The organism is Echinicola shivajiensis (assembly GCF_018642165.1).
Classification (GTDB): Bacteria; Bacteroidota; Bacteroidia; order Cytophagales; family Cyclobacteriaceae; genus Echinicola; species Echinicola shivajiensis.
On record NZ_JAHHZM010000006.1, the window covers coordinates 70,612 to 94,595 of the forward strand.

The window sequence follows — 23,984 nt, forward strand, 5'->3', positions numbered from 1 at the left end:
ATAAAATAAGCATCATCTTCTGTTTCAGGTGTTTAATGAGTTTTAGTTAATTGAGTATAATAGATCCTTTAGATTTTTTTAAGAAAGAATATACATGTGGGAATGAAGGAAAGGTATGAAAATCGAGGGGTAATAATTGAATTCCGTTCAATGAAAAATTGAGTTTGATTTCAAATGAATATGGTTTTGAGAGATGATAAATAACGGACATGTGATAAGCACCCATTATAATGATTGATGCATGTCCATAAATAACCAAATAATTATAACCACTTAAAACTTAAACAATATGAAAATTAAAATTACAAATGGAATTCCACTTGGCCTCTGGCTCAGGCGGGTATTTGTACTCCTGTGTAGCATGCAGCTCTCAGGTGAGCTATTGGCCTTAACAGATAAGGAAAACGATCCTTTAACCGAGAAAATTGGACTAAGTTATCAAGAATTAAAAGAAGCGAATGTAGCTATTGAAATTTCAGGTACCGTATTAGATGAAGAAGGAGTGGGGCTTGCGGGGGCCACTGTAAAAATTAAAGGGGCTTCATCTGGAACAATCACTGATCTAGATGGTAAGTTCAGCTTAAAAGTACCTGATAACAATACGGTCATTGTAGTTAGTTATGTAGGTTTTCATAGCAAAGAGATTATTGTAGGCAATCAAAGTGAATTGAAAATTGTTTTGGAATCCGCTTATCAAAACTTGGAAGGAGCTGTAGTTACTGCCTTGGGAATCACAAGGGAAGAGAGGTCATTGGGCTATGCTGTATCTGAAATAAAAGGAGAGTCTTTTGAAAGAGGTGGCCAGGATAATATGCTAAAGTCATTGGCAGGCCGTGTTCCAGGTGTAAGTATTAACTCTACTGGCGGGGCTGGGTCATCAGTCAGCATGGTTATCCGAGGTATGAATTCCTTAAGTGGAGATAATCAGCCTTTGTTTGTGGTTGATGGGGTGCCTGTAATCAACACCCTGAATAATGTGAGTCAAATAGGAGATAGAAATAATGTGGATTATGGTAATGCACTTTCTGATATCAATCCTGAGAATATAGAAAGTATTTCTGTTTTAAAAGGCCCTAGTGCGGCTGCGCTTTATGGTTCACGTGCTGGAAATGGTGTGGTTTTGATCACCACCAAAACAGGAAAAAATGTCGATAAAGTTACAGTAGGTATAACCAGCAATACTTTGGCGGAGGTACCATTTAAGTATTTACCAATGCACAGCCGCTTTGCAACTGGTGTAAGGCCTTATACTCCGGACAACAATCCTTATGATGGAGGTGTACTCATTATTGAGGAAGGGTCTGCTGCTGGTGCCGGACCGGAGTTGGACAAAGGTTATAATGCTATTCAATGGAACAGTCCTAGAGATGCCAATGGCAATTTGGTTCCGCTTCCCCTGGTTTCCCATCCTAACAACTTTGCTGACTTCGTTAGAACTGGAATTACCACTACTAATGGGGTTTCAGTAGCCAACAGCAATGAAAAAATGAATTACAGAATAGGTTATACCAATATGTCCAATAGGGGCGTAATACCCAACTCTGATCTTAAAAGAAATAATCTTTCTTTAAGCTCAAATCTAAACGTGTCTGAAAAATTGACATTAAGTACCAATCTTAACTTTACCAGAAGTGGTTCAGATAATAGACCCGCAGGAGATAGAGGGACTAACCCATTAGAGGCAGCAATAAAAGTATCACCGCATATTGACATTAATGAATTGAGAGATTATTGGTTGCCTGGACAGGAAGGTATCCAACAAAAATCACAGGCCATTGGCGACTATAACAATCCTTATTTTTTAGCATATGAAGTTATCAATAGCTTTAGTAGAGATAGGGTGTTTGGGAATTTGGGGCTTAATTATCAAATCAATGAGAACTTTTCCCTATCTGGAAAATACTTGTTGGATACCTATTCCGAGCGAAGAGAAACTAAACTGCCATTGAGCTATACCAGAGATCCCAATGGTGGTTATGGGATTACCAATATGGATCTTTCAGAAAGGAATATTGAGTTTTTGGCTACATATCAAAAGGATTTGACGGACTTTAGCATGACCTACTCAGCTGGTGGTAACCTACGTTATAATAAGAATTATAATACCACAACTGCCACAAAGGGGAGAGGATCCGGTCTGATTGTACCAGGTGTTTATACCTTGAGCAATACACGTTCTGATAATTTGGTTTATTCCAGCAGCATGTCAGAAAAAGCTGTGTACAGTGTTTATGGCTTGGCTAACTTAGGTTATAAGGATTTATTGTACTTGGATATTACTGCCAGAAATGATTGGTCTAGCACCTTGCCAGCGTCAAATAGGTCTTATTTTTATCCATCAGCATCTTTGAGTGCCATCATTAGTGATATCATTCCAATGGGCAATAAGATTGACTTGTTGAAAATTAGAGGAGGCTGGGCTCAGGTAGGTAATGATACAGACCCCTATAATTTATTGCAAACTTTGTCCAATATGGGAGAATGGGACGGTCAAACGCGTTTGACAGTACCTAATAATTTGAAAACCCCGGATTTGAAGCCGGAAATCGCCACATCTTATGAATTTGGTCTGCAAGCGGCCGCATTCCAAAACAGGTTACGTTTTGACTTGACTTATTTCAATACAGACAACAAGAACCAAATACTTCCAGTGACTTTGCCTCCTTCTTCAGGTTTTACAAGCAAATTCGTTAATGCAGGTTTGGTTAACAGTAAAGGTTGGGAGATGGTTTTGGGTGTGACACCGATCGATAAGGAATTTACTTTGGACTTGAATTTCAATCTTTCCAGATATAGAAGTACTGTCGTAGAACTTACTGATGAAGTGGAAAGATACACCCTCTGGACTGATGCCAAAGGAGGTTCCTGGACTTATGTAGGTGACCAGATTGGAGCAATTTACGATCGTAAGTTGGTAACTGTTGAGGACAAGGAGTCACCTTATTATGGCTATCCTATACTTGATGAAAATGGTAGTTGGCAGGCCATCAATGAATCAAGCGCTAGAAATCAAATTGGCAACTTTAACCCTGATTTCATAGCGGGCATGTCTGCAAGCCTTTCTTATAAAAACTGGAGTTTGAACCTGACACTTGATTGGAGAAATGGTGGCGATTTTGTTTCCCAAACTTTCAGGTATTCTGAATCGGACTTGAAGACCCAACGTTGGTTGGATCAGATCATCAATCCAAATGGTATGAGCGGTCAAGCGCTGAGAGATTATTTGGTAGCAAATGAGGATATATATATCAAGGATGGAATTAATGTCGTGGGTGGACCAACTGCGGAAAGTGGAGGATTTCCATTTGAATATGGGGTAACTGTAAATGATGGTGTTTTCAATCCAGGAGTAGTGGCCATATATAACGATCAAGGAGAAATTACCGGCTATGAAGAGAATTTGGGAGGAGAAGGAACCAGGATTATTCCTTATGCAGACAATTATCCGTGGGACTTTACCAAGGCTGCAATGTTTGATGCTTCATATGTTAAGCTTAGAGATGCTTCTATCAACTATGATATCCCCTATTCTGTGGTCAGCAAGTTGAAAATACAGGCCATTAATCTGGGACTCTATACCAGCAACCTTATTTTATGGACCAAGGCCAAAATCAACGTGGATCCAGAAAATGCGTTCCAGCCATCTGGTGGATCCTTCAAGCAAGGTATAGAAAGGTACAATGTAAATCCATGGGTGATCCCAATCGGGTTTAGATTGAATGCTAAATTCTAATCATGTGGAACCTGAAAAAAGTATGGAAATTATGAAAAAGATACATTCTCGAATATATAGTCGATTATCATTTTTGGTAGTCTTAGTTGCACTCACTTTCACGTCCTGTCAAGACCTTACAGACTTGAATGTCAACCCAAATGGTATTGATCCAGAGACTGTTCACCCGAACCTGTTGATTGCTTCGGTAATCTCTGAAACATCCAATGAGGAGTTAGGTTTAGGATTTGGGGAAATAGCGGGTGTAATGCAGCATACCCAAAAGGATGCATGGTTTAGTGCTCATAATGATTATGATTGGTCCAACCAAAGTTGGAGCGGATACTACAATATCTTGGAAGATAGTAGGTTGATGGAAGAAAGGGCAATGGAATTAGATTTACCTTTTTACCAGGCCGTTGCTAAAGTAATTAAAGCCTACAACTTTGGTAGAATTGCCGATCTATGGGGGGATGCACCTTTTAATGACGCATTGAAAGGTGATTTGGGAGGAGAGCAATACCTTTTGCCTAAATTTGATTCCCAACAGGAAATTTATGAAGGGATCATTTCTTTGTTGATGGATGCCAACCAATTGTTTGCAGGGATTTCTGGCGGTGATAATATTCCACAGGATTTGTTGTTCAATGGCAATACCATGAAATGGAGGAAATTTGCTAATTCCCTTCAGCTGAGGTACTACTTGAGGGTTTCGGAAAAAATGCCTCAATTCGCCTCTCAGGGAATTCAAGCTATACTGGATAATCCAAGTCAATATCCATTGATTCTTGACCAGGCAGATGATGCCAATCTTGGATTTGCAGGAACTTCAGCTGATACTTCTTGGCCCTCTAACACTGAATTTGATGGCACCAATGGTAGCAACTATAGAAGGATTAAAATGTGCTCTATTTTGGTAGAAAAGCTTCAGGGTTTAGGAGATGAAAGGCTGGGCGTTTGGGCTTCAAAGGTTCAAATTCCAATCGAGATTGATCCGAATTTACCCAGTGGTACAGACCAAATTGTAGATGGAGTTCGATATATTGCTCCAGATGTAGCAGAAGGGAAAGATGTGGATACTGATCCTGAGTTTGTAGGTATCCCACCTTCGGTTTCACCCATTCCTAGTGAATATAACCTCAATCCGACACCTGGGCAATTGTCTTATAATCCACATGTTTCTTTCTTGAATGAAATGTATACTGAACCTTTAGGAGATATGCTGCAAGTTCGTTTGATAAGTGCTGCTGAGGTTAATTTTATCTTAGCTGAATCCGCGTTAAAAGGACTGGTTTCAGGCATAGGTGCTGCGGAGGCCTATAACTCTGGCGTAATGGAGTCTTTGAAGGCTTGGGGAGTGGAAGATAGCTATGATAGCTACATTGCAGGGAGCGCTGCCTATGATGGCAGTTTGGAGAAAATTATGGAGCAAAAATGGATTGCATCATGGACTGCAGCTGCGGAATCATGGTGTGATTTCAGAAGGACAGGCTTTCCAACTTTGGTCGCTGGGCCCTATGCTCGAAGAAATGTTTTACCTGTTAGGTTCTATTATATGCAAGAAGAATTGGATATCAATGGTTCAAATGCGAGTTCTGCTTTGAGCAAAATTGAAACTACACCATATTCCCAGGCAGAAGAAGAAAATAGTGCTTGGTCTAAATTCTGGTTACTTCAAGGTACTGGTAAACCTTGGTAGTTTTAGGTGGATTTGGATAGAATATAACTGACTTTTTAAACTCCAACTAATTATAAGGCCATCAAATGATGGCCTTATTTTATTTCAATTAGGAGATAAACTATTAAGATTAAGAAACAATGCTAGTTGATTAAAAAATTCATTTCCAGAGTTTATGTGATTCAACCAGCTCATTTATAAAGAACTTGGCTTGACAGGCTATGCTGTCACAGACAAAAAGAAGTAACTTCAAAGTGCTCATATTGTACGTGTCTGGAGGTTTCTATCCTACAGTATAGTTTCTTCCAATAGTTAGCTATTAGAAGAAGCTTTGAGAATATATATTTTGGAGTTGATTATTTTATCACTCCATTCCTATCGCATCTTATTATTCTGCTTGAGATATAAAATGACTTCCCTTCAGGTGTAATGAAATGGAAGGCGAAATAAACAGATTTTTGTCCCTTTTTAGGGAGTGAAATTTTTGCTGTATTTCCTTCCAAAACCTTTTCATTCCATAATTCATCCCTGAAATCCATGTCTTCCTCAGAATACGATTCCCATACTGAAATACTCTTTGGTTTTAATTCACTTGCAGAAAGCTTGATTTTTAATGCTTCCTGTGAGGTTTTTAGAATAGCAAGATTTACATTTGGCATTTTTAGTCCCTTGCACTGAAGCTCAAAAAAGGCACTAAGATTAGCAAGGGCAGCTTTTCTATCTCCAAGATCATGTTCGACATTAGGAATATAAACCAAGTTGTTTTCTCCGGGAAGATGATCCCAGTAGTTCTTTGCAGCATCTATCGGCCAATAAGGATCATTGGTTCCTATAAATACTAATTTTGGAATGGTTAGATCATCCCTGTAAGAATAAGGATCTACCATTTCAATGGTTGCTTTTCCAGCTGGTGTATTGGCCTGCTGTGGTATTCCTAAATCAACGTAGTCTTGGATTTCAGGACTGTAGGCATTCCACATTTCTATTTGATACTGTAGACTTACAGGCATATTCAATACATCTATTACCATTGGGGCTATGGCATTGACTCGGTTGTCTTGGCTAGCTGTAAGCCAAGTTGTCCAACCCCTTTTAGAAAGGCCAGTAAGCATGAAATTGTTAATGTTCAGGCCGAGGTCTTGTGAAGAAAATGTAATGATGGCATCCATGCCTCTTTGAACGGATTTCACCATAGGAAAGAGTAGGGGCCAAGTCTCATCACCAGTTTCCTGATATTGATGTAAGGTATAGGATATGATTTCATCTTCCGTCCTACCATCGAAAATCGGCTGATTTGGGACTTGGAAAATCAAGGCCACTATTGCCTTGTTTTCCACAGCTAGCTTTTCAAATGATTTGATTACTTCGTTGTCAATATTTCTGTTGGCCGGCAAGCCATTTTCCAATTTACCACCGCCTATATAAAGAAGTGCCTGGTTGTATTTAACTTCTTTTGGTACCAAAATCACCAAGCGATGTTCCCAGATATAATCCTTCCATTTCTGTGAAGTCAATTGAAATTCATATTGGGTAAGACCTTTCAGTTGTACTTTTTCCTGAAGTTTGAAACTGTATTCAGGGCTTTCTTGGTTAAGATAATTTTTCAGTGCGTATTTGGTGGATTGTGCTTCAAGGCTAAAGCACCAAGGTAGCAGGAAAAATGATATAAGTATTGTAATTCTTGTTCGTATCATCTTGTTAAATTTTATGTAAAATAATAGCCCGATTTGGTACATCGGCAGTTTATAAGATGATATATGATAAATTATTATAGGTTGTTAAATATAATAAAAAAATAAATTAAATATATGTTTTAAATGTGTTAAAATTTAAATAAACTGTATAAAAAATAACTTTAAATGTGTTTAAAAAATTTTATTTAAGTTATAGTGTCAAACGAAAACTTGAGTGATTTATGCTATTTTTTAGTTTTTTTCTGATATAAAATAAGCATACTAAAATCTAAGTTATATAGAGAAATATAAATATTTTTTTGGTTGGATAGCTTTAAAAGCGTATTGACTTTTCAAGGAAAGTTCTGAGATTTTCCTTTGCGGGTAAGTGTTTTTTATGATAGGATAATATGCTAAGGTTAATGATAACCTCTTTTGTCAATAAGCTGTTTTAATGTACAATACCATATTGGTCACAGCGAATTATCTTGCTTGAAATATAATAGGATTTACCTTTTGGGCTGGTATAGTGATAAGCTAGGTAAAATGCTTTTTGGCCGGAATTTGGTAGGGGAACTATCAGATTACTTTCTTTTATTTTAATCGAGTTCCATTTCTCTTCTCGGAAATCCATGTCTTCTGGAGAATAAGCTTCCCATAATTCAATGAAATCGGCTTTTTTTGTTTCTTCAATATTTGTTAATAAAATCTCCTTATCACCCGATTTTTCCAGTGACAAAATAGGTTTAGGTAGATTTACACCGATTAATTGCAATTCAAGAAATGCGCTTAGGTTTTGGAAGGCTGCTAATCCATCTCCTAAACTATGTTCAACATTTGGAATATAGATTAGTCTATTATCTCCAGGGATTTCATCCCAATAGTTTTTGGCTGCGTCTATGGGCCAATATGGATCATTGGTACCCATGAATACCATTTTTGGCATGGTTAAGAGCTTTCTGTATGTGAATGGGTCGACCATATTTGTGATAGCTTTACCGGCTTTAGTGCTTGCTTGTTGCGGAATGCCCAAATCTACATAGTCCTGTATTTCGGGGCTATAATCTTGCCACATCTCGATTTGATATTGTAAGCTCTTTGGCATATTAAGTACATCTATTACCATAGGAGCTATACCGCTAACCCTTTTGTCCTTTGCTCCTGTGAGCCAAGTGGTCCAACCTCTTTTTGAGCGTCCAGTGAGAACAAAATTATTTATTTCAATATCCAGCTGATAAAGGGAGAATTTTGAGACTACATCCATGGCCTTTTGTACGGATTTAACCATAGGAAATAATAAAGGCCATTCCTCATTTCCGGTTTCTTGAAATTGATGTAAGGTGTGGGAAATAATTTCATCCTCTGTCCTTCCATCAAATAGAGGTTGGTTTGGAACTTGAAAGAGGGCTGCTACCAAACAATTATTGTTGATGGCCATTTTTCCGAGCTCCTCAACAATTTGATTATCCTTATCTCTTTTTACCGGTTCTCCATTTTCAAGCTTACCTCCACCAATATAGAGAAGAGATTTGTCATAATTGATTTTGGAGGGGGTAAGGATAACGAGCCGGTGTTTCCAAGTGTAATCCATCCACTTTTGAGAGGTGAGTGTCAATTCATACTGTGTATGTTTTTTATACACCATTTTTTCCATACACTCCACATAAAATTCCGGGGTGGATTTGTTGAGGTAATTATCGATTGCCTCGGAGTTTCCCTGAGCGTTTGATCTTAAAATAAATATAAAAAGAACGACAATAGTTAACTTAAAAGTAGATCTAAACATTTTTTTAATGAGTTAATATGGTACAATAGCCCATTCGAAGGGAATTTAAGTCTTTATTTATATTTGGGTGAATCAAATAAAAGACTTTGATAAATATAGGAATAACTCCTTTAAATAATGTAAAACATCTGTTATGAAATATTATATTTTGTTAACATTCGGCCTATTTTTAGGGATAAATTGTCAGAAAGGGCTTTTTGCGTATGATTTCAGCTGGGATCCACATATGGACAGCTTAATAAATGAAAACAATGTTCATATGCTACCTTCAGTTAAGCCAGACAGGATAATTTTGCACCCAAGCGAAACCCCCTACGTGTCAGTAGGAGTGAACTTTAGAACATCTGTAGAAGTAAAGGAAGCTTTTTTAGAATTTGCAATAGCCAGCGCAGGGCCTGAGTTTAGGTCAAAAACAAGAAGGATTGGAGCAGAAACCAGTTATTTGAAAACTAAGCATGATGGAGAACCCGAAATCGAGGCGCATTACCATGAGGTAAATATTGAAGGGTTGAAACCTGGAGAGGATTATGTTTATCGTGTGGGAACAGAGAAAGCTTGGAGTGAATGGTTCCAGTTTGAGATGCCCAAGCAAGAAGAACCAGTCCAGTTTGTTTTCTTTGGAGACGCCCAAAATGATGTTTTATCAATGTGGAGCAGGGTAATCAGGGAAACTTATTTTCAGTTTCCCAGGGTCGATTTCATGATTTATGCTGGTGATTTGATCAATAGAGAAGAGGCTGATTTCGAATGGGGTGGCTGGTTTGAGGCGGGAGGTTTTATACATTCGTCTACTCCAATATTAATGAGCCCAGGAAACCATGAATATGCAAAAGCTCCAGTGACGCTCTCCAAGCATTGGAATCCCCAATTTAATCTTCCCAAGAATGGCCCTGAGGGCATGGAGGAAGTAGTATATGAAGTGAACTATAAGGACCTGAAGGTAATCTCTCTAGATGCTGAGTTGATAGATGAAATTCCAGATAAGAGAACTAAGCAGGTGCAATGGCTAAGGAAGGTATTAAAAAATGATCCTAAGAAATGGACGGTAATTACTTTTCATTACCCTATATATTCTACCAAACCTAATAGAAATAATGAAGATATGCAGGATTTTATACGTCCGATTATTGAAGAATTTAATGTAGATTTGGTACTACAAGGTCATGATCATGCCTATGCCCGGGGACGAATGCTTTACAATGGAGGCAATGAAATTTTAGGAGAAGGGCCAATGTATGTGGTTTCTGTAAGTGGGCCCAAAATGTATGACATAGGAGATGAGGCATGGATGGATAGGAAAGCTTATAATACCCAACTTTTTCACTGGGTAGAGGTGAGCGGAAATAAATTAGAGTTTAAAGCTTTTACGGCTACTGGGGAACTTTATGATGCTTTTGATTTGGAAAAAGAAGCTTCAGGGAAAAACCAATTGGTCAATCATATACCGAGAACAACGGAAAGAATTCAAGCAGTAAAATAATTTTGTTATGATCAACCTTAGAATTTTAAAAGGACTGACGCTATCTTTTTTTGCGTGTTTAATTGTAATGTCAAGCCAAGCCCAAGTTGAGGCTATTAAGGATCGTTTTCATAGGTCAGACGAACTAATGGTGGCTGCGCATAGGGCTGCGCATCAATTTTATCCTGAAAATAGTTTGGGAGCAATTCAGGAGGCTATCCGGCTGGGTGTTGATATAGTGGAATTGGATATTAGGGTGAGTAAGGACGGAATGCCTTTGATCATGCATGACCAAACTGTTGATAGGACCACTACAGGAAGTGGGGATGTAGCGTCTTTGGAATGGGATTATTTAAAGAGCCTTAACCTGAAATTTGAAGGAACACCAAGCTCTTCAAAAATCCCAACTTTAAGAGAAGCACTATTGGTGTGTAAAGGGAAAATAATGGTTGATATGGATATGAAAACTGATCAGGTAGAAGCTGTGCTGGAAGTGGTCAGAGAATTGGAAATGGAAGAGGATTTGATATTTTTTGATTCAGATTGGGAAGTATTGGCAGCCATAAAGGCTTCCATTCCGGAAGCTATATTAATGCCCAGAGCACATAAGCCCAAGGATATAAAGAAAATGGTCAAACTGCTTAAGCCAAGTATTGTTCATATAGACCCGACTTTTTATAGCCCTAAGACCATTGCTTTAGCCGAAAAGTATAAGCTCAGGATTTGGATCAATGCTTTGGGAGATTTGGATAAGGAATTAGATAAATCCAAGGATAAGGAAAAAGCAAAAATTTGGATCAGCATGGGAGCTAATATGGTGCAGACCGATTTACCAGCATTTTGGGTTGGGATCAATTCAAAGGCGTCAAGTTTGGCCGCCTATTAAAACCAGTTTGATACTTTTATCCTTAATTGTCCGATTAATCTGGTCTTTTGTGATTAGCTATAGATTTTTATACCAAGGATAATTTTGTTAAATTCCTTATGACTATTTAGGTCAATATCAGCATTTAAACCTATTCTTTTTATTTTAGTATAAGGGATAGAAATGGATAAATACAGGACCCCTTTTTATCAAAATATTTTTGTTGGGCTGTTGTTCAACTTATTGATATTGTTTGTCATTATACTTTTTGGGAAGCCTGAGCAGCCTTGGTATGCACTTTTTCTTTTAATGGTGATCTACCCATATTGGATGGGTGCTAAGAAAGGCCATTTAATTATTTATGCGTTAGGGTCTAGCCTTGTTATCTTATTATCTTATTTGTGGATATTTGCCGATGATGGTTTAGAATTAATCAACTTTTATCCAGCATTTATATGGATAATATTAATATTAATTTTTCTCTGTTTTCATTATAGACACAAAAAGGAAATACGAAATATACGGAAGGAGAGGAAGAGGCTTTTTGCCATGTTTGAGAATGCTTCAGAGGCAATTGTAATGGTAAATGAAGAAGGGGAAATAGAGATGGTCAATAAGCATGGTCTGCAGTTATTCAAATACCACGAGGAGGAGTTATTAAGAAAACCAGTGGAAATACTAATACCAGAGAATTTTTCTAAAAGTCATGCAAGTGTTAGACGGGAATATTTTAAATCTCCCAAAAATCGACCAATGGGAAAAGGATTAGAGCTTTTTGGGCTAGATAAAGAGGGGATTGAATTTCCTGTAGAAGTCAGCTTAGGATATTTCAAAGATGGTCAAAGAACGAAGGTTATCGCATTCATTATTGATATAACCGCCAGGAAAAAAGCAGAGATTAAATTACAGAAGTTAAATGCCCAACTTGAATCAAAGGTTTTGGAAAGAACAGCAGATCTTGAGGATGCCTTGGAAGATTTGGAGAGGAACAATGAAAACCTCAAAAAGATGGAATCAGAATTAATAAAGTCTTTGGAAAACGAGCGGGAACTAGGTGAGCTGAAATCTAGGTTCTTGACGATGGCTTCACACGAATTTCGTACTCCCTTAAGCACTATTTTGTCTTCAGTATTTCTCTTGGAGAATTTTGTTGAAGAAGAAAACCCGAATGATAAAATTATCCATTTACAACGAATAAGGAGAGCGGTAAACAATATGACAGCCATACTTAATGACTTTTTCTCATTGGGCAAACTGGATGAAGGAGGTGTGGTTCTCAATTTTACTGAAACCAATATGAGGGAATTTTTGGATGGTATTTTGGATGATGTTGAAATCTTAAAGAAAGCTGGACAAGAAATTATTGTTGATGATAGGGGCTTAGATAGCTTTCAATTTGTAGATCAACAATGTATAAGACATATCATATTAAATTTACTAGCAAATGCGATTAAGTTTTCTGATGAAAACACTCAGATAAAATTAAAGGTGTATTGCCGAGATGATTATCTGGATTTGGAGGTGAAAGATGCCGGAATTGGAATTCCAGAAGAGGATAAGAAGCATTTGTTCGAAAGATTTTTTAGGGCTAAAAATGCAATTAATATCGAGGGTACAGGCCTCGGACTTAGCATAGTAAAAAGATATGTTGAAATATTGAAAGGTCACATTATAGTTGACAGTCAACTAAATAAAGGGACAGTTATTAAAGTTCAAATCCCTCTACAAAATGCCAAACAACTTTAATTTCAGTTTAATGGCATAAGCACCTTATATTTTTAAACATCCTATTACTTTATTTTTTATTTGATTAGAATCATCAATTGAACATGTTGGCGATCACTGATTTTATCTAGCTTATGGCTTAGATTGAAGAAAAAAGTCATGAAAGCGAATATGGGAATATTAGATAGAGCAATCAGGATGTCATTAGCCATTGTACTTATAATTCTTGCATCAGGAGGATTTGTAGTTGGATTTTGGAGCACCATTCTGATTATTCTTGGTGGTATATTATTACTTACCGGAGCGTTTGCATATTGTCCCCTTTATTCCGTTTTAGGTATTTCTACCTGCCATAATAGGGGTACAGAAAGTAGGTGAAATTTGGCTTTGTCCATTTCACATCTAAACAATCATTATTATTAATCAAATTCTAAAAAGTTAAAAAGGAGGTAATCATGTCTCTTTCACTTAAAAAAAATAATGGAAGTCACTCCGTTTTCTCTGACCTGCTAAAACCTATGTCTTGGTTCAATAGGGACCTGTTTGATTTTGACTCTGATTTAATGCCATCAAGGTTGGGAATCAACATGCCTACGGCAAATATAACAGAGGGCCCAAAAGAATATAAAATTGACTTAGCCGTACCAGGTTTAGAGCAAAAAGACTTCAATATTGAAATTGAGAATGGCACTTTGCGTGTCAGTGCAGAAAGGGAAGAAGAAAAAGATGCAAGCGAAGATGAATTTTCTCGCAAAGAATATTCATTTAATTCTTTTTCAAGAACCTTTGGTTTGCCCGAAAATATAGATGAAGGAAAAATCGAGGCGAAGTACACTAGGGGTGTTTTGAAAATTATCATTCCAAAAGTTAAAGAAACTCCAGCTAAGCCGGTTCATAAGATCGAGGTGAAATAAGCTGAATTATGATGAAATTGAAAAAAGGATCAGTCATCCTAAAAAATGAGAGCTGGTCCTTTTTTGACTTTCTCACGTGGATTAGTTTATAGATATCAATACTTTATTCAGATAAAAAATGGAAAATGCAGTAACCAAAAGACAAGTATCCCAAATGTTGGGAACGTTGGGCTTAGCTGAACCAAATTATATACACATAGAAATCAATGAAGGAAATCTTTTCCTAAGAGGATATGTGCAGTCTTGGATGGATAGAGACAATATTGAGGATTCAGCCAGAAGTATTCCTGGAATAGCGTCCATAGTGAATGATTTAGAGGTAAGGGCTATTCCTCAGACAGATTAAGTTTTACTTTTCTGGGTGTATGTAGCTTTCTCTTTATATTTGGATGATTAGGACATATATTACATGTTGCTCAGAAAACTTAGTTTAAAGACTATATTTCACATCAATTTTTAAGCGCATTAAAAGTCCAAATGGGACAATTCAAATGTTTGATTACCTCTTCAGTGATACCCAAATGAAACCAATGTTTAATCCCCTTATTACCATGAGTTGACATGGCAATCATATCCATTTTATGTTTTGACTGGAATTCAATTATTCCTTTTTCTTCTGTAAAGTGGTTGATAAAGTGAGAGGTACAGTTCTTCAGGCTATGTCCTTGTATATATTCTTCAAACTTTTTCTGTGCCTGCTCATCAGTTTGAAAGTGCTGAGGTGTATTGACCAACAGAAGGTGTAGTTCAGCATTAAAAAAACTCTGTAGACTCTTAAGTTGCTGAAAGTATTCCACCCTCTCTTCTCTAAGGTTGGAAGGGCATAAAATTTTACGAATTTTGGAAAGTGCTGTCGTTTTCTCAATAGCGAAAACAGGTATATTCGACTTGCGGATAACTTTTTCTGTTATGGAGCCTAGGAAAAAGTCTTCAATTCCACTTGAGCTTGCCCTGCCCATGATGATTATATCAGCTCTGGTTTCTTGGGCTACCATTAATATAGCTGGTGCTATGTCACCAGTGCTTGTTTCAATTTCAATATGAATTGGTAAAGGAACAAACCCATTTTTGAGTTTATCCAGCTCTTTACAGGCATCTAATTTTAGTTGCTGTGTAATGCTCGGCCCCGAAGGAGTGACGGTCATTTCATCGAAATATACACTTTTATAAAGTGGCGAGGTATAGATAACATGAACCAAAGTTATCATAGCATTATTGACAGAAGCTATCTGCACAGCAAAGCGAAGGGCTTCCTTGCTAGCTTCTGAAAAATCTGTAGGAACGAGTATATTATTCATTTTTAATTTCAAGCTAATTCCTTTTACACCAATTCTCCATGCCTTGGACTTTTTGAATTGATGATTTTCCTCATCGATTTATTAAAATACTGAATATAAGTAGTTTAAGCTGTGATTGATCAGCCGGATTCATTAAATTATAAATATCCTAATTAGCATGGAAGTCATTTAAATGGACTGGTTAAATGAGTAAGGGAATAGCTGACCAAAGTCATGATTTATTAGTTAAATACTGGTTAACTTATCGCTAAGTCAAAAATTCATCAAATATGAGCCACAAGATTCTTTTGATAGAAGACCATTTGGAGATGGCTGAAAACATAATAAGCATCCTAAAGTTTGCCCAATATCAGGTTGAACTTGCAAAGAACGGGAAAGAGGGGGTGGAGATGGCACAAAGTTCTCCTCCAGATTTGATCCTATGTGATATAATGATGCCAGAATTGGACGGTTATAGCGTATTGCATATTCTATCTCATAATCCAAAAACGGCAGATATACCTTTTATTTTCCTTACAGCCAAGGCGGATAAAAAGAATATTAGGGAGGGAATGAATTTAGGCGCTGATGATTATATCACCAAACCTTTTGAAGGCTTGGATTTGTTGAAAGTAGTAGAAATGAGGTTAAAAAAAAGGGAAGTATTATTAGCTAAAAGTCATCAACACGCAACTCAACAGAAAGCAGAAGACAAAATAAACTATGAAGGGCTAAAGATCGAAAATATAACGGCAAAACAGCAATCAAGGAAGTTTAGGAAGAAAGATCTTATTTATATGGAAGGTCAAAACCCCAATGTGCTTTTTCAGATTCGTAAAGGCCGAGTAAAGACATTCAAAATCAATTCTTTTGGGAAAGAGTTAATTACTGGTTTTCACCAACCTGGTGATTTCTTGGGATACATAGCATTATTGGAAAGCGGCAGTTATGTTGAAAACGCGGAAGCTTTGGAAGAAGTGGAGTTGGCAATTATTCTCAAAGATGATTTTTTAAATATGGTTTACGGTAACAAAGGAGTAGCGCAAAAGTTTTTCAAAATGCTTTCATATAGAATTGATGAACTGGAGAAGCGCTTATTGGAAATTGCATATCATTCCGTCAGACAAAGAGTGGCAAGTGTTCTGCTCAAACTTAGTCCTCAGGAGGAGAAAAGTGTGCAGGAGCGTATCATTAAGATTGCCAGAAAAGATATTGCCAATATTGTAGGAACGACTACAGAAACACTAAATCGAACTTTGGCAGATTTTAAGGAAGAAAAGTTAATTGATATAAGCGTGGATGGATTGGAGGTAGTGGAAAGAGAAAAGTTGATTCGTATTCAATACCAATGATGTGCATTTTATTATGACTTAATGAAAGTGTTTTTCATACCTGCCTGTTTGTTCAAGTATTCTTATTCTAAAAACAATGGGGCGAGTACTTTTCTCTACAAATTCTGGCTGGCTGTGTTCTTTTTCCGGTAGTGATTGAACAGCTGTACTTGGTATGAATGGGGCGAGTTTATCTTCAAGGATTTTATAGCCAAATTGGTAATCGGCTTCATCCGTTAGCTCTTCATATTCTCCCCATATGAGCACGCTTCGCCAATTGGTCATATTGTCTATGGAGTCTACCTGAAAGCAGACCCTTGGTTCCTTGCGCATCATCTTTATTTTCATTCCCAATTTAGAATGTCCGTAAATAAATCCTTTATCAAAGGCAAAGGAAATTGGCACCATATATATTTTTCCATCGTTTTGACAGGCAATGCGGCCAATGTTCTGTCCATACAGGACGTGGCTTATTTGGTCGTTTGTCAATATTCCTATCATAGCTTAAATAATTCTAAAATACATCTTTGATGGTGTATTCTTTTCCATCATATTGGAAGTTGTCACCTCTTTTTAAACCGCGCATAACTATAAACAAAGGACTGTGGGTTGAGATGCCCAGATAGTCCTTGCCTTGTGAAGAAAACTGTTCAATACTGACGGATACAAAAAATGTGGCTAGGTTGGTAATCACCACTGAACCAAGTTCAACTGTTTCATTGAGCTTTTCTCCTTTTGATGATAAGTAAGATAAAATTCCCATTTCAGCTTCTGCAAAATCGAGTGCTTGGAAAAGAGAATTGTATTCAGACTGGTCAAAGACCCTTCTATTACCGCTATTGATGTCTTCATCATCCAAATCTCTAACGCCCTTAAGTTCATGCAGCCTAAGCTGAAAGTCATCAATCAATGATTGCTGTTTTTTTCGGCACGCTTCCAGTAATTCATTTTTAAGCTGGATTTTATTTTCCATCGTTTCCATAAGGCTATAATACCTATAAATTCTTTAAATTAAGATGTTATATATCATAGGGATATTATGATTGTAATCACTCGATTTTGTGTGGTTGAATCTTTCAATATTGTTGATATTAAGTCAGTTTAGGCTTATGTCATGCATTTTGTATGGGGGAGATTAAATTTTAAATAAATGCATTATAAATCGGAATAAAACATTATAAAGTCAGAATGAGTGAAGATGAAATAGAATTATTGGCAAGGGAAGGGATTTTTCACGGAAAAGCCCTGAATGGAGATCTGATAGAGACCCATATTTCATGGGTTATCCTGTCAGATGGATATGCTTTTAAGGTTAAGAAACCCCTAAAAACATCTTTTTTGGATTATTCCAGTCTGGAAAAGCGGAGAGAAAATGCGGAAAAAGAAATCAATTTAAACAGTCGCTATTCTGATATTTACCTTGCTGTATGTCCGGTGTATTTTCATGATGGAAAATGGTATTTGGAAGAGCAAAAAGGCCAATTGATAGATTATGCGGTAAAGATGATCCGGATAGATGAAGAAAGGAAAATGGATTATCTTTTATCAGAGGATGAATTAAAAGTTGAACATATTATTCAGTTGGCAGCTCGGATTGCCCAGTTCCATCAGACTGCCAAAGTGGCAAAGCCTCCATTTGATATAGAAAAGACCAAAGGAACCTTTAATGATATAGAGCAATTGATTCCCAATACCATTATCTCGGAGAAAGAGATCTACGATTTCTCGGATTGGAGCGATGAGTTCCTTCTACAACATGGGGATGATATTCAAAGTAGGGTAAACAAAGGCCTTTTTAGGGATGTTCACGGAGATTTACATTTAGGTAATATATTTATAGATCACGAACCGATCATTTTCGATTGTATTGAATATAATGATGAGTTTAGAAAAATAGATCTTTTGTATGAAATCGCCTTTGTTTGCATGGATTTGGAATCGGCAGGTAGAGAAGATTTATCTCGTTCTTTTTTGGAAGAATATAAGCGATATATCCCTATCATAGAGGGAGCTAATGACCAGTCACTTTTTGTTTATTACAAATGTCTTAGAGCAAATATTAGGGCCAAAGTTCACGGTCTTAGGGTCAAGCAATTAATACCAAAATCATTGTGTGTTATGGAGGAAGATTTGTTATTAAAATATTGGAATTTGATGCGCAACTATAGGGCTCAAATAAGCTTTTAAAATGCCCTGGTTTGGAGAAAATTGTCTAAAAAGGAATGAGTTTAGTAGGTATACCTAGGTGTTTCGAGGGTAAAAAGAGAATTCATGTAAATAAATGTAATTTTTTTTAATCATTTTCTATTAGGTAAATCGATAAAGGGATTGAGAACAAATCGAACTCATTTGTATAAATGAAATAAAATCCTAAATTAGAATGTGTTAATTACATGACATTCATCATTTTATAATTTTTTTCATTGCTTATCTTTATTTCGTACACAATATGTAAACCCTACTAACCATGAAAAGACATGCCCTAAACATTTCATGCTCAAAAATTTTAAAGGACAACAGAATTCCAACCATTTATACTTGTGATGGTAATAATGTAAATCCTCCCTTTAAGACAGGTAATCTGCCCAAAAATACCAAGTCTATAGCAGTGATCATGGAAGATATAGAAATGTCTCAAGGTGAATCAGTTCATTGGCTTGCTTATAATATCCCAGCTGTAGGAATAATAAAAGAAAATGAGAAGAACTGTATATGCGGTTTGAATGATTTTAACAAAAAAGGTTATACTGGCCCTTGCCCTGATCATGGACTGCATAAATACTTGTTTAGAATTTATGCCCTAGATGATTTTTTATATTTCTATCATGAAAATGTTTCCCGATTGGATGTTGAAGAAGGCATAAGGTATCATATCATTGGCTATGGCGAACTGGTTGGATATTATGAAAGATCTGAACAATTCAATTTGGTCAAGATAGCTGGTTAACTTAAACATACTTTGTTTTTCAGTTAGATTTTCCCTTTAAGAAATGCTGTTGCCCTTAATGGTCTGCTTTTTATGAAATAAATTCGGACCATAACTTTTTCACTTCTCAAATTTTCAAGCTGATGTATCATTGACAATTGATGCTTGTCAGCTGATAAACAGTATTTTTTATCAGCTTCTTTATACTGTCAAAACTTCTTTTTTTCAACTATTAATTGTTTTTGAGCTGATATGCTTTTATGATGATTAGTATAATATTATATAAGGCATTATTCAATTAATACCATAAATAGTATCTTTATTCGATTTGTGTTCTCTTCATTATTTTGCTACTTTGCTTATCTCTTATAAGTAATTATATAAAAGAGTTTTAGTTTCTAAATGTTGTTTCGATCTTTCATATTATTGTTTTTTATCTTGACAATCGTCAATGAGCCTATTTTCGGACAGGGGGAATATGAAACAGATAATCGAGTAAAGTTCAAAAATATCAGCATTGATGAGGGCCTATCGCAAAGTTCGGTATTGTGCATTTTGCAAGATCATAAGGGATTTATGTGGCTAGGTACCAGGGATGGTTTAAACCGTTTTGATGGAAACGCATTTACAGTTTACAGATATAATTATGAGGATGATTCAAGCATTAGCAATAATTATGTAAAATCCCTACATGAAGATAGTGAAGGAGTATTATGGGTGGGCGTTCAAAATGGGCTCAATAAATACCTTCCTGGTAAAGATGCATTTGAAAGGATAACACCACATGTATCGGACAAGTTTTCCAGTAATTATAATGTCAACCAAATACTGGCTGCTAATGAGGATTGTTTATGGTTGGGGACCAATTATGGATTGGCCAAATACCATAAAAAAGAAAAGGAGTACAAGCCTGTTTCGGCAGATGATTCAATAAAGTTGAAATTGAGCCAAGCCAAAATCCGTTCAATCCATCAAATTGCTTCAGGTGGGATATGGATAAAGACTTTACAGCATATTTATTTTTTTGATCCTGAAAAAGATTGGCTTCAGGAATATGTTTATTCTCCAGATGAAGAGCCCAATGACAATCATTTGAGTGTTATTTATCAGGATAAAACAGGAAAGGTTTGGCTAGGAGATAAAACGGGGCTACGTGTATTGGATAAACAAACAAAAGAGTTTGTGCCTTTAATTTTAGAGGGTAATGATCAAGCCTTGATAAGGAATGAAGTAAGAAGCATTAAGGAAGATTTTCAAGGGAATTTATGGGTTGGTACTTATAAGGGACTTTATCAGATCCATGCAGATAAGGATGGTTACAGTTTAATGGTCCATGATGAAAACAACCCAAACAGTCTCAGCCAAAATTCTGTGTATAGTCTTTTTGAGGATAAAAAGGGAGATTTATGGATTGGGACCTATGCTGGAGGTATTAGTTATTATGACAGAAGTTTTGACTTGTTTCGCCATTTTACATCAGGTACCAATTCTTCAAAGTTAAATTATAAGGTGGTCAGTTCCCTGGTTCAAGATAAGGAGGATAATTTGTGGGTGGGTACAGAAGGTGGAGGTATAAATTACTATAGTGCCGATAAGGGGACTTTTGAATATTTTATGCATGATGAAAATGACCCGAGCAGTATAAGTACCAATAATGTCAAAGCTCTGCTTCAAGATCACCAAGGGGATTTTTGGATTGGAACGCATGAGGGAGGTTTAAATTTTTTGGACACTTCTGTAAAGCCTTATCGATTTAAGAAATATTTCAAAGACCCTAATGATACTAACAGCTTAAGTGATAATCGTGTAATTTCTTTATTGGAAGGAAAGGGACAAAATATTTGGATAGGGACATCTGGTGGCGGGCTTAACCTGTGGGAGAGGAAAAGCCAAAAAATCCAAAGGATTAAAGATCCTTACGATAGAATCAGTAAGATTGTCTTTACGTTGATCAAGACAGATGATCCTGATATAATTTTAGTTGGTGGTAACAGAGGTTTGGTTCAGTTAAATACAAAAACCAAGGAAATTGTTCCTGTGGTGTATTCCGGTAGATGGGCGCCTGGTAAATTGGAGAGTGTACTTTCATTGTACTTGGAACCACAAGAAAATGGAAAACTATGGGTAGGAACCCAAGGTGAAGGTTTGTTTTGTTATGATTTTGAGACCAAAAAAAGCCAGCATTTTGGGATTGAGAGTGGATTACCGAATAACATCATCTATGGTATAGTTCCTGATGATGAAGGTAATTTATGGATTAGCACAAATAGCGGCTTGGCTCGATTAAACTTTGAGAGTCATGTAGTCAAAACTTTTGATCAGTCGGATGGTCTTCAAAGTAATGAGTTCAATTATGGTGCTTTTTTAAAAAATAGGCATGGAGAATTACTTTTTGGAGGGGCCAATGGCTTCAATATTTTTGACCCAAAGGAGATAAAGGAAAATTCATTTGTGCCACCTATCAGTATAACTTCTATCAGTGTGCACAATAAGCCTTTTTTGAATATCACTGATTCCATCAAACATATTAACCTGAATTATGATCAGGATGTGATTAATATTGATTTTGTTGCCTTGAGCTATTCCCAGGCGAATAAGAACCAATATGCATATATGCTTGAAGGGTTCGACAAGGACTGGAATCATATTGGTAATAAGCATTCGGCAACTTATACGAATTTGGATGCAGGCGATTATATTTTTAAGGTAAAGGCTTCGAATAACGATGGGCTTTGGAATGAAGAAGGAGCACTGTTGCCAATATCTGTATATCCAGCTCCATGGGCCACGTGGTGGGCCTATTCTCTTTATGCACTGATAACCTTAGTGCTGGGATTCTTAGCTCATAAGTATTACAAAATCCGCAACAAAGAAAAAGAAGAACTAAAGCAGGAGAAATTAGCCAAAGAAAGGATTCAGGAAGTCAACCAGCTAAAACTCCAGCTTTTTACCAATATTTCCCATGATTTTAGAACTCCCTTGACATTGATTTTAGGGCCGCTTCAGCGGATGATAAAAGAGAAAAAAGGAGATGAGTTTATCAAGGGACAGCATCAGATCATGTACCGAAATGCAAGTGTGTTGATGCAATTGATCAATGAGTTACTGGATTTTAGAAAAAATGAATCGGGAAAACTTCAGTTAAAAGCATCAAAAAATGATTTGATAGCCTTTGTTGATGAGGTGAAGGAAGCCTTTTTGGAATATGCCAAACGTAGAAACATCCATTTAGAAACTGAATATAGTGAGGGAGAAATTTTACTCTGGTTTGATAGGGTAAAGCTGCAAAAGGTATTGTTCAATTTACTTTCCAATGCTTTTAAGTTTACCCAAGATGAGGGATATGTATTATTGAAAGTGGTTAAGGTAGCAAAAGGGGTGAAAATTGTTATAGCTGATTCTGGTGCAGGAATTTCCCCAGATCATTTACCTTATGTTTTTGACCGTTTTTACCAAATTGGCGAAAAGTTGGGGTCCGGAATAGGTTTGGCATTAAGTAAAAGTATGGTAGAGCTTCACCACGGAAGTATCCAGGTAAAAAGTGAGGAAGGTAAGGGGAGCAGTTTTGAAATTGTACTACCAAAAGGGAAAAAGCACCTCAATAAAGAAGAAATGGTGGAAGAGGAGGTTAAAATTGATTCAGAATTTAATTTACCGCTAATTCTGGACCATGACTCAGATGGTGATCATGCTGCTACAGATAAAAAGAAAGCTTTAGATCCTAACTTGCAAACTATTTTGGTAACAGAGGATAACCAGGAATTGAGAAGGCACCTTTGTGATATCTTACAGGCCAGTTATAATGTGTTAGAAGCTGCTGATGGCAAAGAAGGCTTAAAAGTAGCGAAGAGCCAATCCTTGGATTTGGTCATCAGTGATGTGATGATGCCTGAAATGGATGGTATGGAATTATGCCAGGAACTGAAAACAAATATCAGGACTTCACATATCCCGGTAATCTTACTTACCGCAAAAACCTCAGAGAATTATCAGAATTCTGGCTATAAATTTGGCGCCGATGCTTATATCACCAAGCCTTTTGATGCAGAAATTTTGGAAATTAGAATCCGCAACCTTATCCAGTCCAGAAGGCTGCTTATCGAAAAATTCAAAAAGGATGTGATTTTACAGCCCCAAGAGGTGACGGTAAGTTCGGCAGATGAGGAGTTCCTTAAGAAAGCGATTTCTCTAGTGGAGCAGCATATGAGAAATCCTGAATTGAATGCTACTATGCTTGTTTCTGAAATGGGGATGAGCCGTTCTGTTTTATATAGGAAATTAAAGGATTTAACTGATCAGTCCATTTCTGAATTTATCCGGACCATAAAATTGAAGCGTGCTGCTCAGCTACTAGTAAAATCTGATTTAAATATCTCAGAGATCGCGTTTGAACTTGGTTTCAATGATCAGAAGTATTTTAGGGAAAGCTTTAAGCAACTTTTTAATTGTTTGCCTTCTGAATATCGACAAACTATCTCCATATATGATGCAGCTGCAGAAAACACAGAAGAGAAATACCCTAAATAATTATCAACTCAATTGTACCTAACTTTTTTGGGTTTTTAGCTGTTAAGGCCCCAATTCATACACTTTGAACCATTTGCCCCCTTCAATTAAAACCATAGCCCTCCCTTATTT

General features: G+C 36.7%; 17 protein-coding genes. 12 read left to right on the plus strand and 5 right to left on the minus strand.

All coding sequences use genetic code 11. The features are described 5' to 3' along the window. The first annotated feature begins 289 nt into the window (after positions 1-289). Both KMW37_RS12150 and KMW37_RS12155 read left to right on the plus strand, forming a co-directional pair. On the plus strand, positions 290-3,733 hold the full coding sequence (locus KMW37_RS12150) for a SusC/RagA family TonB-linked outer membrane protein (RefSeq protein WP_246581462.1): 3,444 nt from the start codon (positions 290-292) through the stop codon (positions 3,731-3,733). Between the two features lie 31 nt (positions 3,734-3,764). Further along, positions 3,765-5,411, plus strand: coding sequence for a SusD/RagB family nutrient-binding outer membrane lipoprotein (locus tag KMW37_RS12155; protein WP_215224906.1), 1,647 nt, complete (start codon positions 3,765-3,767; stop codon positions 5,409-5,411). A 335-nt stretch (positions 5,412-5,746) separates the two neighbouring features. Here the strand turns inward: KMW37_RS12155 and KMW37_RS12160 are convergent, their stop codons facing one another. Both KMW37_RS12160 and KMW37_RS12165 read right to left on the minus strand, forming a co-directional pair. Further along, a complete protein-coding gene (locus KMW37_RS12160; RefSeq protein WP_215224907.1) occupies positions 5,747-7,084 on the minus strand; it encodes a PhoPQ-activated pathogenicity-related family protein in 1,338 nt (445 codons plus the stop codon). A 430-nt stretch (positions 7,085-7,514) separates the two neighbouring features. After that, positions 7,515-8,849: a PhoPQ-activated pathogenicity-related family protein gene (locus KMW37_RS12165; protein WP_215224908.1), complete on the minus strand. Its 1,335-nt coding sequence runs from the start codon at positions 8,847-8,849 to the stop codon at positions 7,515-7,517. 133 nt (positions 8,850-8,982) lie between these two features. Between KMW37_RS12165 and KMW37_RS12170 the strand changes: the two genes are divergently transcribed. The 6 genes from KMW37_RS12170 (at position 8,983) to KMW37_RS12195 (ending at position 14,158) form a co-directional block, all read left to right on the plus strand. Beyond that, positions 8,983-10,329, plus strand: coding sequence for a purple acid phosphatase family protein (locus tag KMW37_RS12170; protein ID WP_246581463.1), 1,347 nt, complete (start codon positions 8,983-8,985; stop codon positions 10,327-10,329). A gap of 7 nt (positions 10,330-10,336) precedes the next feature. Next, positions 10,337-11,194 carry a glycerophosphodiester phosphodiesterase family protein gene (locus KMW37_RS12175; protein ID WP_215224909.1) on the plus strand — a complete coding sequence of 286 codons (858 nt, stop codon included), beginning with the start codon at positions 10,337-10,339 and terminating at the stop codon, positions 11,192-11,194. Positions 11,195-11,503: 309 nt separating this feature from the next. Beyond that, the gene (locus KMW37_RS12180) at positions 11,504-12,919 is read left to right on the plus strand and encodes a PAS domain-containing sensor histidine kinase (protein ID WP_262898200.1); all 1,416 of its coding nucleotides are present in this window, start codon (positions 11,504-11,506) and stop codon (positions 12,917-12,919) included. A gap of 150 nt (positions 12,920-13,069) precedes the next feature. Further along, a complete protein-coding gene (locus tag KMW37_RS22660; protein WP_394369621.1) occupies positions 13,070-13,276 on the plus strand; it encodes a YgaP family membrane protein in 207 nt (68 codons plus the stop codon). Between the two features lie 140 nt (positions 13,277-13,416). Then, complete coding sequence (locus KMW37_RS12190) at positions 13,417-13,812, plus strand: Hsp20/alpha crystallin family protein (protein ID WP_246581464.1); 396 nt, start codon at positions 13,417-13,419, stop codon at positions 13,810-13,812. A 118-nt stretch (positions 13,813-13,930) separates the two neighbouring features. After that, on the plus strand, positions 13,931-14,158 hold the full coding sequence (locus tag KMW37_RS12195) for a BON domain-containing protein (RefSeq protein WP_215224913.1): 228 nt from the start codon (positions 13,931-13,933) through the stop codon (positions 14,156-14,158). A gap of 103 nt (positions 14,159-14,261) precedes the next feature. On the opposite strand, the gene KMW37_RS12200 is transcribed toward KMW37_RS12195, so the two are convergent. After that, positions 14,262-15,110 (minus strand): universal stress protein, encoded by an 849-nt coding sequence (locus KMW37_RS12200; RefSeq protein WP_215224914.1) that lies wholly within the window; start codon positions 15,108-15,110, stop codon positions 14,262-14,264. Between the two features lie 269 nt (positions 15,111-15,379). On the opposite strand from KMW37_RS12200, the gene KMW37_RS12205 reads away from it, so the two are divergent. After that, a complete protein-coding gene (locus tag KMW37_RS12205) occupies positions 15,380-16,441 on the plus strand; it encodes a response regulator (RefSeq protein ID WP_215224915.1) in 1,062 nt (353 codons plus the stop codon). An 18-nt stretch (positions 16,442-16,459) separates the two neighbouring features. Here the strand turns inward: KMW37_RS12205 and KMW37_RS12210 are convergent, their stop codons facing one another. Both KMW37_RS12210 and KMW37_RS12215 read right to left on the minus strand, forming a co-directional pair. Then, the gene (locus KMW37_RS12210) at positions 16,460-16,921 is read right to left on the minus strand and encodes a pyridoxamine 5'-phosphate oxidase family protein (protein ID WP_215224916.1); all 462 of its coding nucleotides are present in this window, start codon (positions 16,919-16,921) and stop codon (positions 16,460-16,462) included. A 13-nt stretch (positions 16,922-16,934) separates the two neighbouring features. Continuing rightward, positions 16,935-17,393, minus strand: coding sequence for a hypothetical protein (locus KMW37_RS12215; protein WP_215224917.1), 459 nt, complete (start codon positions 17,391-17,393; stop codon positions 16,935-16,937). A gap of 215 nt (positions 17,394-17,608) precedes the next feature. Here KMW37_RS12215 and KMW37_RS12220 point away from each other — a divergent pair, with 215 nt between their 5' ends. The 3 genes from KMW37_RS12220 to KMW37_RS12230 all read left to right on the plus strand — a co-directional run bounded on the left by KMW37_RS12220 (position 17,609) and on the right by KMW37_RS12230 (position 23,873). Further along, on the plus strand, positions 17,609-18,607 hold the full coding sequence (locus KMW37_RS12220) for a phosphotransferase (protein ID WP_215224918.1): 999 nt from the start codon (positions 17,609-17,611) through the stop codon (positions 18,605-18,607). Positions 18,608-18,887: 280 nt separating this feature from the next. Further along, entirely contained in the window at positions 18,888-19,367 is a 480-nt protein-coding gene (locus tag KMW37_RS12225; protein ID WP_215224919.1) for a YbhB/YbcL family Raf kinase inhibitor-like protein, read from the plus strand. A gap of 417 nt (positions 19,368-19,784) precedes the next feature. Then, a complete protein-coding gene (locus KMW37_RS12230) occupies positions 19,785-23,873 on the plus strand; it encodes a hybrid sensor histidine kinase/response regulator transcription factor (RefSeq protein WP_215224920.1) in 4,089 nt (1,362 codons plus the stop codon). Positions 23,874-23,984 lie beyond the last annotated feature (111 nt).

Coding starts and splice junctions, on each gene's coding strand:
- KMW37_RS12150 (WP_246581462.1), top strand. CDS start 290: ATGAAAATTAAAATTACAAATGGAATTCCACTTGGCCTCTGGCTCAGG.
- KMW37_RS12155 (WP_215224906.1), top strand. CDS start 3,765: ATGAAAAAGATACATTCTCGAATATATAGTCGATTATCATTTTTGGTA.
- KMW37_RS12160 (WP_215224907.1), bottom strand. CDS start 7,084: ATGATACGAACAAGAATTACAATACTTATATCATTTTTCCTGCTACCT.
- KMW37_RS12165 (WP_215224908.1), bottom strand. CDS start 8,849: ATGTTTAGATCTACTTTTAAGTTAACTATTGTCGTTCTTTTTATATTT.
- KMW37_RS12170 (WP_246581463.1), top strand. CDS start 8,983: ATGAAATATTATATTTTGTTAACATTCGGCCTATTTTTAGGGATAAAT.
- KMW37_RS12175 (WP_215224909.1), top strand. CDS start 10,337: ATGATCAACCTTAGAATTTTAAAAGGACTGACGCTATCTTTTTTTGCG.
- KMW37_RS12180 (WP_262898200.1), top strand. CDS start 11,504: ATGGGTGCTAAGAAAGGCCATTTAATTATTTATGCGTTAGGGTCTAGC.
- KMW37_RS22660 (WP_394369621.1), top strand. CDS start 13,070: ATGGGAATATTAGATAGAGCAATCAGGATGTCATTAGCCATTGTACTT.
- KMW37_RS12190 (WP_246581464.1), top strand. CDS start 13,417: ATGTCTTGGTTCAATAGGGACCTGTTTGATTTTGACTCTGATTTAATG.
- KMW37_RS12195 (WP_215224913.1), top strand. CDS start 13,931: ATGGAAAATGCAGTAACCAAAAGACAAGTATCCCAAATGTTGGGAACG.
- KMW37_RS12200 (WP_215224914.1), bottom strand. CDS start 15,110: ATGAATAATATACTCGTTCCTACAGATTTTTCAGAAGCTAGCAAGGAA.
- KMW37_RS12205 (WP_215224915.1), top strand. CDS start 15,380: ATGAGCCACAAGATTCTTTTGATAGAAGACCATTTGGAGATGGCTGAA.
- KMW37_RS12210 (WP_215224916.1), bottom strand. CDS start 16,921: ATGATAGGAATATTGACAAACGACCAAATAAGCCACGTCCTGTATGGA.
- KMW37_RS12215 (WP_215224917.1), bottom strand. CDS start 17,393: ATGGAAAATAAAATCCAGCTTAAAAATGAATTACTGGAAGCGTGCCGA.
- KMW37_RS12220 (WP_215224918.1), top strand. CDS start 17,609: ATGAGTGAAGATGAAATAGAATTATTGGCAAGGGAAGGGATTTTTCAC.
- KMW37_RS12225 (WP_215224919.1), top strand. CDS start 18,888: ATGAAAAGACATGCCCTAAACATTTCATGCTCAAAAATTTTAAAGGAC.